Annotated in this window: 13 protein-coding genes; 2 read left to right on the forward strand and 11 right to left on the reverse strand. The window is 43.8% G+C overall.

The genetic code is table 11. From position 1 onward, the window contains the following. Window positions 1-95 precede the first annotated feature (95 nt). From RTN07_RS03600 to RTN07_RS03630, 7 genes are all read right to left on the reverse strand, one after another. Window positions 96-1,013 carry a LysR family transcriptional regulator gene (locus tag RTN07_RS03600; protein WP_060995632.1) on the reverse strand — a complete coding sequence of 306 codons (918 nt, stop codon included), beginning with the start codon at window positions 1,011-1,013 and terminating at the stop codon, window positions 96-98. A 136-nt stretch (window positions 1,014-1,149) separates the two neighbouring features. Then, a complete protein-coding gene (paeA, locus tag RTN07_RS03605) occupies window positions 1,150-2,472 on the reverse strand; it encodes a polyamine export protein PaeA (RefSeq protein ID WP_050324660.1) in 1,323 nt (440 codons plus the stop codon). A 167-nt stretch (window positions 2,473-2,639) separates the two neighbouring features. Then, complete coding sequence (fadA, locus tag RTN07_RS03610) at window positions 2,640-3,812, reverse strand: acetyl-CoA C-acyltransferase FadA (RefSeq protein ID WP_007115528.1); 1,173 nt, start codon at window positions 3,810-3,812, stop codon at window positions 2,640-2,642. Between the two features lie 30 nt (window positions 3,813-3,842). After that, complete coding sequence (gene fadB / locus RTN07_RS03615; RefSeq protein ID WP_060995635.1) at window positions 3,843-5,999, reverse strand: fatty acid oxidation complex subunit alpha FadB; 2,157 nt, start codon at window positions 5,997-5,999, stop codon at window positions 3,843-3,845. A gap of 319 nt (window positions 6,000-6,318) precedes the next feature. Further along, window positions 6,319-6,699, reverse strand: a complete 381-nt coding sequence (locus RTN07_RS03620) for a 5-carboxymethyl-2-hydroxymuconate Delta-isomerase (RefSeq protein WP_312175778.1) — start codon at window positions 6,697-6,699, stop codon at window positions 6,319-6,321. An 11-nt stretch (window positions 6,700-6,710) separates the two neighbouring features. Beyond that, a complete protein-coding gene (gene ybaK / locus RTN07_RS03625; RefSeq protein WP_239743112.1) occupies window positions 6,711-7,181 on the reverse strand; it encodes a Cys-tRNA(Pro) deacylase in 471 nt (156 codons plus the stop codon). Window positions 7,182-7,388: 207 nt separating this feature from the next. Next, a complete protein-coding gene (locus RTN07_RS03630) occupies window positions 7,389-7,889 on the reverse strand; it encodes a c-type cytochrome (protein ID WP_312175782.1) in 501 nt (166 codons plus the stop codon). A gap of 537 nt (window positions 7,890-8,426) precedes the next feature. Here RTN07_RS03630 and rpsU point away from each other — a divergent pair. Together rpsU and RTN07_RS03640 are read left to right on the forward strand one after the other, a co-directional pair. Beyond that, the gene (gene rpsU / locus RTN07_RS03635) at window positions 8,427-8,642 is read left to right on the forward strand and encodes a 30S ribosomal protein S21 (RefSeq protein ID WP_007115522.1); all 216 of its coding nucleotides are present in this window, start codon (window positions 8,427-8,429) and stop codon (window positions 8,640-8,642) included. A 131-nt stretch (window positions 8,643-8,773) separates the two neighbouring features. Beyond that, on the forward strand, window positions 8,774-9,220 hold the full coding sequence (locus tag RTN07_RS03640) for a GatB/YqeY domain-containing protein (RefSeq protein ID WP_138018538.1): 447 nt from the start codon (window positions 8,774-8,776) through the stop codon (window positions 9,218-9,220). A 65-nt stretch (window positions 9,221-9,285) separates the two neighbouring features. Here the strand turns inward: RTN07_RS03640 and RTN07_RS03645 are convergent, their stop codons facing one another. The 4 genes from RTN07_RS03645 to RTN07_RS03660 all read right to left on the reverse strand — a co-directional run bounded on the left by RTN07_RS03645 (window position 9,286) and on the right by RTN07_RS03660 (window position 12,451). Then, complete coding sequence (locus tag RTN07_RS03645) at window positions 9,286-9,912, reverse strand: Maf family protein (protein WP_312175787.1); 627 nt, start codon at window positions 9,910-9,912, stop codon at window positions 9,286-9,288. Window positions 9,913-9,930: 18 nt separating this feature from the next. Continuing rightward, window positions 9,931-10,416 (reverse strand): rod shape-determining protein MreD, encoded by a 486-nt coding sequence (gene mreD, locus RTN07_RS03650; protein WP_312175788.1) that lies wholly within the window; start codon window positions 10,414-10,416, stop codon window positions 9,931-9,933. An 11-nt stretch (window positions 10,417-10,427) separates the two neighbouring features. Further along, window positions 10,428-11,255: a rod shape-determining protein MreC gene (mreC, locus tag RTN07_RS03655; protein WP_065253382.1), complete on the reverse strand. Its 828-nt coding sequence runs from the start codon at window positions 11,253-11,255 to the stop codon at window positions 10,428-10,430. 164 nt (window positions 11,256-11,419) lie between these two features. Beyond that, window positions 11,420-12,451, reverse strand: a complete 1,032-nt coding sequence (locus tag RTN07_RS03660) for a rod shape-determining protein (protein ID WP_065253383.1) — start codon at window positions 12,449-12,451, stop codon at window positions 11,420-11,422. Window positions 12,452-12,874: the final 423 nt, after the last annotated feature.

Below are 12,874 nucleotides of genomic sequence, written 5' to 3' on the forward strand. Positions count from 1 at the left end.
TGTGTTGGTATGTAATTTGGGTGTGGCATACATCAACATAATAGTGGCATTATGAATGTCACACCCAGCATTTTTAATTGATTAGGTTTAATCAATTAGGCTCGATGATGGGCGGGTATTGTAGATTTATGGCTAATCTCTGGCAGTAAATCCAAAAACCCTTGGATATAAGCCACCTCTTTACTTGTGGTACGGGTCGCCGCATAAAGCTGGCAAAACACGCCTTCCCCCAATGCCCTTGATATGACCCAGCCTTTTTTTTCGTATTCATTGACCACCCAATTCGGTAACGAGGCAACCCCTCGTTCACTCGCAACCAGCTGAATTAACATCGCGGTCAATTCTGTGGTTCTTAGTTTCTTGGGCGCAAGTCCTGCAGGGGCAAAAAAATGCGCGATGATATCGAGCCGCTTGGCCTCCACAGGATAGACGATGAGCGTTTCATCAATCAAATCTTCTGGCAAAATCGGCGATTTTTTATCGACCAATGGGTGCGTCGGTGACAACACCAAGCGACTTTCATATTGGAATAACGGCAGATAGCTGATTCCCTCCAAGGGTAAGCGACTGGCTGTGATAAGCACATCAATTTCTTCATCGAGTAGCATTTGGTGAGGCTCAGGTTCAAAGCCTGAGCTAAAGTCCAGCTCAACATCTTGCCATTCCCTGCGATAACGATTAAGGATAGGCATCAACCAATCAAAACAGCTATGACATTCCGAGGCCAAACGCAATTGTCCCGTTTGACCACGACCCAGTCTTTTAAGGTTGGCGGTGGTACGATTAAATTGCGGTAGCACACTGTCCGCAAGTTTGAGTACTTCTTTGCCTGCTGGGGTAAAGCTTAGCGGTCTTGAGCGGCGATTGACGAGGCTAACACCATAATAATTTTCGATTTCTTTGAGCTGATGGGACACCGCTGATGCCGTGACATACAAGTCCTCAGCCGCGGCAGCAAGCGAGCCTTGCTCACGTAGTGCGGTCAATAATTGAAGGTGGCGGATTTCAAGCATAAAATAATTTTACCGTTTGCCAAGCCCAAAAGAAAAAAGTTCACGATTTGGTGAAACCATGAACTACTTTAACAAGAAACGTGAAAAAAGTTAATCGATTTCAAGTCAAAGCGGCCGTATTACTCAATCACTTTGGCTAACTATCACTGATAATGTGCTCTTCTTCATCTTTGAAATTACGCGTCACAAGTAACTGGTCAATTTTATGATGATCAATATCGACTACTTCAAATTTATAACCTTGATATTCAACAAAATCCGCAGGGCGAGGAATTTTGCGCAGTTTGTACATCATAAAACCTGCTAAAGTTTCATAATTGTCCCAATCGGGAAAATCTTCGATACCGAGCGCATGTTTGACGTTTTCAATCGGTGTGGTACCTTCAATGAGCCATGAGAATTCATCACGCTGGATAATCTGCTGCTCATCTTCAATCGGTGCGACCCAATCCCCCATCACTGTCATCATGATATCAGAGAGCGTAATGACACCGACAATGAGCGCATACTCGTTCATCACCACAGCAAATTTTTCTTTACTAGAGCGAAAACGGTCTAGCAGCTCGGATAAGGTTAATGTATCGGGGATGATTAATACATTACGAATCGTAGTTTCATTGAGCAAAATTTGCGACTGGTTACTAAGAAGTTTTACCAAAATATCTTTGGTATCGACATAGCCAATCACTTCATCAATATGGTCTTTACATACCAAAAATTTTGAATACGGGTAATTGGCGATTTTTTGGCGGATACTTTGCTCAGACTCGCCAAGGGTGAAATACACCACATCCTCACGGGTGGTCATGCTAGAGGGCACATTACGTTCTTCAAGCTCAAAAACGTTTTCGATAAAGTGATGTTCTTGCTTGAGCAATACCCCCGCTTGCGCTCCTGCATCCACCACGGCAGAAACATCATCAAAGGTGATATTTTCTTCTCTTACCATGTTGATTTTGAAAATTCTAAAAATCAGATTTGCCAGCCCGTTGATAATCCATGCCAGCGGCTTAAATACTTTGATTGACAACAAGACAGGCTCAATCACCGCTAACGCCACGCGTTCTGGGTTAATCATGCCAATGCGTTTGGGAATCAAATCAGCAAACAAAATAAACAACAAAGTGACTAGCAAAAATGACATTATAAAACCGATATTATCAAGCATTTTGCCTTGATAAAATGGCGAAATAAGGTCAATAAAGTAGGGACGAAGCGCAGACTCACCCACAATACCGCCCAAAATTGCCACGGCATTTAGCCCTATTTGTGAGGTAGCAAAAAATTCGGCAGAATTTTCTTGTAAATGTAGAATTTTATTGGCGCGATTGTCACCCGATTCTGCCAACAGCTTTAGCTTGATGCGCCTAGCACCTGCCAAGGCAATTTCGGAGATGGAGAAAAAACTGGAAATCAACACTAATATACAAATAATTAGTAGATTTTGGAATAAACTCACAATACACCTATATTTATCTATTTTTATCTAGACAACATAACAGATTTGGTAAAAAATTTCTTAGACTTTATAGTAAAGCAATATTAGTAAAAAAACATGGCTGAAGAAAACTGGCCGCGTAAAAAAACCCTTGATTGAAATCAAGGGTTTTTGTTACAACAAACTGTTTATACACGTTCAATAATGGTGGCAATCCCTTGACCCAGACCAATACACATGGTGGCAAGACCGAGTTGGGTGTCTTGTTGTTCCATCACATTTAGAAGTGTGGTGGTGATACGTGCACCCGAACAGCCTAGAGGGTGACCTAACGCGATAGCGCCACCATTTAGGTTAACGATGTCTAGTTTGTCTTGTAGGTTTAAGCCCTTAAGAACCGATAAGCCTTGTGCGGCAAATGCTTCGTTTAGCTCGATGGTTTGCATATCGTCGATGCTCATGCCAGCGCGTTTTAAGGCTTTTTTGGTGGCAGGCACTGGCCCATAACCCATGATAGCGGCATCACAGCCTGCAACTGCCATACCGCGAATACGGGCACGCGGTGTTAGTCCTAAATCTTTGGCTTTTTGTGCAGACATGATAAGCATCGCAGATGCACCATCAGATAAGGCTGATGAGGTGGCAGCTGTTACGGTACCGCCTTTAGGATCAAATACGGGGCGTAATGCCGCAAATGATTGCATATTGGCATCAGGACGAATCACCTCATCGATGGTGCAAAGTTGTAGGTTACCGTTTTCGTCATGACCTTCAATGCCGATGATTTCGTTCTTGAAACGACCTTGCTGTGTCGCTTCCCAGGCACGGCGATGTGATTCTACACCAAACGCATCTTGTTCTTGACGGCTGATGTTATTCATACGTCCGAGCATTTCAGCGGTTAAACCCATCATGTTAGAGGCTTTTGCATAATATTTTGAAGCCTCTGGGTTGATGTCAATACCGTGCATCATGCCCACGTGACCCATATGCTCAACACCGCCGATAATGAACACATCACCTTGACCGGTCATGATTTGTGCCGCTGCGGTGTGAAGCGCTTGCATGGATGAACCACATAGACGGTTGACCGTTTGACCTGCTGTGGTACGTGGTAATTCAGCCAATAAACCAATGTTGCGGCCGATGTTCATGCCTTGTTCTAGGGTTTGGTTGACACAGCCCCAGATGACATCTTCAACAAGTTTGGTATCAAACGGGTTACGCGCTACCAAGGCTTTAACAAGCTCGGCAGACATGCTGTCAGCGCGTACATTGCGAAACATACCATTTTTTGATTTGCCCATTGCGGTACGAACGCCATCGACAATCACGACATCTTTTGGACTTAATGTAGTCATTTTATTCTCCTTAAAATTTATAATCGTCGATTACGCTTGTGGGTAAAAAGTTTTACCATTTGCCGCCATATCACGAATCATTTGTGGCGCTTCATAGGCTTTACCTAAGCTTGCGTATTTGTCGCAAAGGGCTAGGTAATTTTGTAGACCGATTTGGTCGATGTAACGACATGGGCCACCACGGAATGGCGGGAAGCCAATACCCATAATCATCGCCATGTCTGCTTCTGCAGGGGTCGATACGATGTTATCTTCTAAACAGCGAACCGTTTCATTACATAATGCAATCATCAAACGATCGATGATTTCTTGGTCTTCAAACTGTTTTGGCGCATCGATAAATGGTTTTAATAATTCAACGGTTTGTGGATCGGCAGTTTTAACTGGCTTGCCTTTTTTATCCGTTTCGTATTTGTAGAAACCAACGCCATTTTTTTGACCTAAGCGATTGGCTTCAAACAATATCTGACCGCTCACTTTGTAGTCTGGTTTCATACGGTCTGGGAAGCCTTCCGCCATGACTTCTGCCCCATGAACCCCTGTGTCGATACCCACAACGTCCATCAAGTAGGCAGGACCCATTGGCCAACCAAATTTTTCCATGACTTTGTCGATTTGAACAAAGTCAGCGCCTTGTTTGATCAATAAGTCAAACGCACCGAAGTAAGGGAATAATACGCGGTTTACTAAGAAGCCTGGGCAGTCATTTACCACCACTGGCACTTTACCCATTTTTTCTGCTAACGCTACCGTAGTCGCTACCGCTTCTTCGCTTGATTTTTCACCACGAATTACTTCAACTAGCGGCATACGATGGACTGGGTTAAAGAAGTGCATGCCGACGAAGTTTTCTGGGCGCTCTAGTACCGAAGCTAAATAGGTGATAGAGATAGTCGAGGTGTTAGATGCTAGGATACAGTTGTCTTTAACTAGCCCTTCAACTTCTTTTAATACCGCGTGTTTAACTTTTGGATTTTCAACAACCGCTTCAATCACGATGTCAGTCTCACCAAAATCACCGTAGTTGAGCGTAGGACGGATACGGCTTAAAGTTTCGCCCATTTGTGTTGGGGTTACTTTACCGCGTGCCATACCGCTTGATAGGTGTTTGCTGGCCTCGCGCATACCTAAGTCAAGTTGCTCTGCCTTGATGTCTTTCATGATGATGGGCAAGCCTTTTGAGGCAGCTTGGTAAGCGATACCGCCACCCATGATACCTGCGCCCAATACAGCAGCTTCTTTAATATCATGCGCTTTGGCGCTGTGAGTTTTAGCAAGTTTACGAACGGCTTGGTCGTTTAAGAATAGACCGACTAGGCTTTCTGCTTGTGGGGTTTTTGCTGCTTTTGCAAAACCTGCAGATTCAATTTCTAACGCTTTGTCACGTGGTAGGTTCACGTGTCTTTCGATGGACTCTAAGGCAATTTTTGGTGCTGGGTACTGGGCTGGATTGGCTTTTGAGAACAGTACACCTTTGGCTGAGTTAAATGCCATGGTTTGTTCTAGGGCATTTAATTTGACTGGATTGATTTTTTCGTCATGGCGTGCTTTCCAATCTAGATCGCCTGCGATACATTTTTTGACTAAATCAATCGCTGAAGCTTCTAACTGGTCAGCGGCAACAACCGCATCCACCATACCGACTTTCAATGCAGCGGCTGGTTTTTGTGCTTCGCCAGTTGCGATGATTTCTAAAGCGTTATCGATACCGATGATACGTGGCAAACGCACTGAACCACCAAAGCCTGGGAAGATGCCCAATTTAACTTCGGGTAAACCGATGCTCGCTTTGTCACTCATGACACGGTAGTCACACACCAACGTCATCTCTGTACCGCCGCCCATGGATGCGCCATTGATTGCCGCAACTTTTGGAAAAGGCAAATCTTCAAAACGGTTGAACGTTTTGTTGATGTCAAGTACCCACGAAGCAATCTCGCCTTCTGGTTTTTTGAAATTACCAACAAATTCAGTGATGTCTGCACCAGCTATGAAAACTTTTTTTCCTGAAGTAACGATGAGACCTTTAACGTCTGAAGATTGTTCTAATGCCGTGACTGCTTCGCCAAATTCTTTGATGGTGGCTTGGTCAAATTTATTAACGCTCTCAGTTTGATTATCGTAGTTTAATTTAGCAATACCGTCTTCGAGTAGCGATACCGAGATGCTATTTCCTTGATAAATCATTGCTAACTCCTTGAGTTATGTTGAAATCAACGGGGAAAACCGAAAAAATGATGTTTTGCACGATGTCTTTATATGATGTCTTTAAAAGATGCTTGTGAAAAGATGCTTGTTAAAATTTTTACATACCGCAGACAAAACAAAATCTTGACTAGTTTACTATGTTTGCGATAAGTTGAGAATAACGCAAATGACTGTTTAGTCATTGGCTAGCAACGGGGCCGCTGCTACTGCAGGTTTTGTTGCCAAACCTACTATCTTGCCACTGGGCAAAAGTCAGCAAAAATGTGCTTAAAGTAGTCAATTTTTATCACTAACCCCTCTATTTGAATTCGACATACTGCTTGACATAATTGGCGCTTAGCGTGGTGGAATTGACGCAAATCTGTAAACTACCAACAGGCGCCTCACTTTCGAATTCCTGCAGATGCGCTTTGATAGCATCGGCAATGCGCTGTGCCAATGATTGAATGGTAGCGTCATCCCGCCCTGGCATCAGATAAAAATGCGCCATAACAAAGGCTTCATCTCCGCTAACGGTCAGTCCTACTAAGGCGTGGTTTGGGTAGTAGATACGTGATTTGATATCACTTTGTAGCTTAAAATTGCCAGACTGCCATAGCGTATCATTGACCCGTGCTAGCAGGTTATCGGGCTGACTAATAAGACGGTCGTGACTCACTTCAATAATGACATTGGGCATGGTATTATCCTTTACTCTTGAATTAAATCTGCAAATTTGGCGTTTACTGCGCCTGCTAAATCCGACGGTGACAACTCAATCTCTAAGCCGCGTCTACCGCCACTACAATAAATGGTTGCAAAGTGTTGTGCCGACTGATCGATGACCGTGGGCAGGCGTTTTTTTTGACCGAGCGGGCTTACCCCACCTAGCACATAGCCTGTGGTACGTTCTACCAATTTGGGGTCTGCCATTTGTGCTTTTTTACTGCCAATGGCCTTGGCGATTTTTTTTAGGTTTAATAAATGCTCAACAGGCAGTATCGCAACAGCGAGTTTGTCATTGTCATCTTGTACCACCAAGGTTTTAAATACCCGCTTAGCTTCAACTTGTAGTTTTTCTGCTGCTTCAAGCCCATAGCTTTCACTATTAGCGTCATGATGGTATTCATGTAATTGGAAGTTGATTTTTAGTTTTTTGGCAAGATTAACGGCAGGTGTCATGGCGGTTTCTTAACAGGGTTTGGTGATTGAACATAGTCATTCATCATAACCAAACTGCGGGTTAAAACAAAGCACATTGGGTATAAAAAACGTATAAAAAAACCAGCCAACTATTTTACTAGTGACTGGATTTAGTGAGAGGCTCGATGCTAGTTGTTGCCTAGGCTTGAATGTATAACCTTGATTTTATAAATGGCGCACTACCTATTAGCTTGCTTTTGAGACCATATAATCAACGGCAGCTTTTACTTCATCATCAGAGGCTTGACTACCGCCTTTGGCTGGCATTACACCGGATTTTCCTTGATAGCCGCCGATGGCGTGTTTATACAGCGTGTCTTTACCTTGCGCAATGCGAGGTGCCCAAGCGGCTTTATCAGCAAGTTTTGGTGCGCCCATTAAGCCTGCCGTGTGACAAGTGGTACATACACTACCAAACAATTTTTCACCAGCATCAGCAGAAACTGGGGTAACGGTTGCTGTCGTAGTGGTGGCAGCGGCTGAGGCAGCTGTCGGTGGCACAAATGAAGCAGGCTGCGAAGCCACTGGCATAGGATGGTTTGCACGAGCGATTTCACCTTGCTGTGCGGCAATTTCTTCGGTTGGTTTGCTTTCGGCTGACTCATGCTTACTACATGCGCTCATGGTAAGACCCAAGGCAATCATAAGACTGGCTAACGTGGCATTGCGTGTTGATATCGGTAGCATAACCTTTTCCTTTCAAATAAGGTGAAATCTAATTTCACATCAATGTATAAATTTTTAATAGCCCTACAAACTGTTTTTGCATGGTAATGTTTTACGTGGTAATGCCGACTGGCAAATGGCTAGTACAACATTTAGCGCTATGTTGTTATCACATGAGAATTAGTGACTATATTAGCATTACTGCCGTATGAATAAAATAACATTTTAAAGCCACCTTGCTAAATCATTACTATCATTGTGTATTTTGTTACGATAACGGGCAAAAATTTTTACTGGCTAGCTATAACAGGGCAATTGGCTAAGAGAAGGATTTTCTAATTTAACAGTTTATTAAAAAGCTAAAATTTACATTGACTTACATTCAATATTTAGTTAAAATTCGCACCTATTTTTATCCTAATCTGAGCTGATGCCAAACCATGGGTAGGTTGGCTAATAATCACCTATACAGCCGGATTAATGTTCCTGACCCACTAACCCCGCTTTGTTGATAGCATTTTCATTTTCTATCAATAAGCCTAGACTTAAGGAGTCTACATGCCAGCAGTAAAGGTAAAAGAGAACGAACCTGTAGATATCGCAATTCGCCGCTTTAAACGTGCTTGTGAGAAAGCCGGTATTTTAGCAGATGTACGTAAACATGAGTTCTATGAAAAACCAACTCAAGAACGTAAACGCAAAAAAGCAGCTGCGGTAAAACGTTACAAAAAGAAAATGTCACGTGAATCAGTACGCACAACTCGTCTTTACTAAGGTAATTTGTCGACAGACAACCCAATACCAGTAAATGATAAAATCCACTTTGTTAAGTGGATTTTTTTATGCTATGTTGCTAACCACAATTTTAAAAACGCCATTAGCTAACATTAGGGAGCGTTAAAACCATGACTACCATAAAAGACACCCTGACCGATGTGGTCAAAACCGCCATGAAAGCGCGTGAGCTTGAAAAAGTTAAAGTGCTACGCAACGTACAAGCGGTGATAAAACAAATCGAAATTGACCGCCAAATAACGCTCGATGATCCAGGTGTACTAGACATCTTACAAAAGCAAACCAAGCAGCGCCAAGAGTCGCTCGCGATTTTTGCCGCCAATGGTCGGGAAGACTTGGCACAAAAAGAACAATTCGAGATTGATGTGATTAGTCAATTCTTGCCACAACCCATGAGTGAAGCAGAAATTGCCAATCTGGTAGCTGCTGAAATTGCTGAGCAAGGTGCCACTTCAATGCAGCAAATGGGCGCTGTGATGAATGCGTTAAAAGTCAAAACCGCAGGTCGCGCTGACCCCGCTTTGATCTCAAAGTTGGTCAAAGCGACATTGGGTTAACCCTTTAAAACATGATAAAAAAGCCATAAGATTTGCACTTATGGCTTTTTTTAAGTTTATTTTTACTAATGGGCTTGCATCACCTGAGAAAGCAAGTCCAACGTTTCTACCAGTGGCAGTCCAACCACATTGCTATAGCTACCGTCAATCGCTTTGACCCACGCAGCGCCCAGCCCTTGAATGGCATAACCGCCAGCTTTGTCTTGTGGTTCACCCGTATGCCAATAATGCGTCATCATGCTGTCAGTGAGTGCGATAAATTTGACATCAGTTCTCACCACAGTGCGCTCAGTATAAGCCATCTGCCATTGACCGCCACGCTGCGCCAGTCGGCTCACTTGCACTGCAGTCCATACTTGGTGCGAGGCATTGCTCATTTGCCGCCACATCGCACAGGCATCGGCAAAATCGTTAGGTTTTTGCAGCACTGCCCCATCCGGCAATACGCCAATAGTATCGGCGGTAATCACCACACACTCGGTCATAGCAGTTGGCAAAACTTGTAAAGCGGCTTGCGCTTTTTGACTCACCATACGCACAATATAGTCAATCGCCGATTCTTCTGCTAGCCGTGTTTCATCAATGTTGACTGCCGCGCAAGTATGTGGCACCGCAACTTGATCTAACAACTCACGCCGTCTGGGTGACGTGGACGCCAAGATAATCGGTATAGTGGCATTAAATTGATACATAATAACTTCTCAATACGCTTATCGCGTATAACGCAGCATGATAGCGACTAATAGTGGCCAAATTAAGGTACTGACGGCAACGGTATAAAGTAAATGGGGTGCAAACACCCCTTGGGTAAATAAATGCAGAAAAATTAACGCAAGTTGATAAATCAGCAGACAGGCGCCTGCAAGCAGCCACACCAAGTTAGAGGACAATTGGCGTAAATAACCACTGACAAACTTAATAAAAAATGCCACCAGCACTGCACATAAGGCTTGCTGACCGATTCGGCTATCCGTCAGTAAATCAGCAAACAGACCCACCACAAACGCCAATCCCATCCCAATTAAAGTCGGTTGAAATATCAGCCAAAAAATCAGCATCATGATCATCCACATCGGACGAAATAGCGCAATCTCTGCCGACAGCGGATACACACTAAGTACCGATGCGATGATAAAACTGATTGCCATCACAATATATAAATGCTGTTTGGTTTTTTTGCGCTGAACGACGACCATAATCAGTGATTTTAAACCTTCTGCTGAAGCAATAAAACATAAGACGTATTGATAAAATTGGCAGCGGGTTTCACCATAATCTTGGCATAGCCCCCCGCTTGCTCAGCTTCTACTTTTGCCACGCGCCCAACAGGAAATCCTGCAGGAATACGACCACCAAGCCCCGATGAAATCAGCTCATCACCAATGCGTACATCCGATGCCTTAAAGATATAGTCTAGCACCAAATACTGCGGATTACCTTTACCCGATACAATGGCTTTTTGCCCAGTACGTTTGATAGTCACTGCAACCGATTGTTGGTCATCGCTGATTAACACCACACGGCAGGTATCGGGATAAACATTGACGACTTGTCCAAGAATGCCGTTTTCATCAATCACCGTTTGCCCCACAATCACCCCGTCTTTGCTGCCTTTATTGATGACCACCATTTGCCGCAGTGGATTGCTATCGGTACCAATCACATGCGACAACAGCAAATTAAACTGGTCTGGCGTGGTAGCGGATAAAATCCCTTGCAGTCGGGCATTTTGCGCGACAAGATAATCTTGCTGCTGCAATTGCGCTTTGGCATGCACAAGCTCAGCTTTTAACTGGACATTTTCACGGCGTAACGCTTCTTTTTCGGTCATGGTACTATCAAGCCAGCCTGCAAAAAAACTTGGGTAAGCCGACACTTGATAGATAGGCTGCATGGCGGCATGGGTCGCGGTACGTACTGGCTGAAACCAACTGCTATTTTTACTATCCAATAACATCAGCACAATCGCCGCAAACACCACAATAAGGGTCTTGCGAATGGCGAGCGGTTGTTGGGTAAAAATAGTAAGTGACATAAGTAACATCCAAGCAAAATCCGTGACGGTCAATACAGCGCGCGATAACAAGCCATCAGGATAGCAAAAATCTTTTAAAAAAAGCTATCGTAAAATCATCTTGTCAACAAAGCAATAAAACCGCTATTAAAAAATAGCGGTTAACGGTAACACATTAATTAACATCAGACAAAAATCATATTCAATGCTTTGTTATTGATAAACTCTAGTGCCTTACCACCCCCGCGGCTGACACAAGTCAGTGGGTCTTCAGCTACCGTGACAGGCAAGCCTGTCTCGCGCGAAATCAGTTCATCAAGATTGCGTAATAGTGCGCCACCACCGGTTAATACAATACCACGCTCTGCGATATCAGCTGATAATTCAGGCGGGGTTTGCTCAAGCGCCGCTTTGACACCTGAGATGATACCAGCAATAGGGTCGCTTAAGGCTTTTTGGATTTCGGCGGATGTCACTACAAATGACTTAGGTACCCCTTCTGCCATGCTACGACCACGCACTTCCACTTCCAAGGGGTTTTCAGGATCTTCAATAGCCGTCCCTACTTCGGTTTTGATGCGTTCAGCCGTGGTTTCACCAATCACACAGCCATGGGTACGGCGGACATGAGTAATAATCGCTTCATCAAACACGTCACCGCCGATACGGATGGAGTCGGCATACACACAGCCTGATAGCGCAATCACCGCAATCTCTGTGGTACCACCCCCGATATCCACCACCATCGAACCGCTGGCTTCATGAACGGGTAACCCTGCGCCTATGGCAGCTGCCATAGGCTCTTCAAGCAATAAGGCTTTGTTTGCGCCGGCCGATTCAACCGCTTCACGAATCGCACGACGTTCTACCAAGGTTGATTTACAAGGCACACAAACAATCACGTTTGGATTGGCCAAAAAGCGTTTCACCTTCACTTTGTTGATAAAATGCTTGAGCATTTTTTGGGTCACTTCAAAATCGGCAATCACACCGTCTTTGAGTGGACGAATCGCAGTGATATTATCTGGGGTACGACCTAGCATCTGTTTGGCATCAAGACCGACAGCCGCAACGGTAGGATTTTGGGTACGGTTACTACGAAGCGCAACAACCGTTGGTTCATTGAGGACCACACCTTTACCTGGGGTGAAAATTAACGTATTAGCAGTGCCAAGGTCGATGGCGATATTACTTGATAAAAATCCGAAAAGGCTCATGTATCATTTCCCAGTGATAACAAAACTACACTGCAAGCAAAGCAGAAATTAGCGGGGTGTTTAATCGCACATCGAGTCAACGACGCATTTTTTAAAAGCGTTTATTTAAAAGCTTTTAATGCCGATGTTTCTAATGCCCATATTTCAAAACCACCCTATTGTGCCCACTAGCAAAAAAATCTGAAGCAAGCTGCTTACCGCCGCTATATTTTACATAAAAAATAGCAAAAAACTCTTAACGATTAACAGTTAAAAGGCTATCTTTTTAGCTAAAAAAGGTGACGATAATTTTAAAGAGGTTTAGGCAATAGTGACTTTAATGCGATTAATTTGCGTTTAGTAAGAATAGTGCTAGATTATAGCGGTAAAATATCGCAAAATATAGTGATTTAATCACATTCTATCTTTATTCACGAATTTTTT

The organism is Moraxella sp. CTOTU46934 (assembly GCF_031979465.1).
GTDB classification, from domain to species: domain Bacteria; phylum Pseudomonadota; class Gammaproteobacteria; order Pseudomonadales; family Moraxellaceae; genus Faucicola; species Faucicola tetraodonis.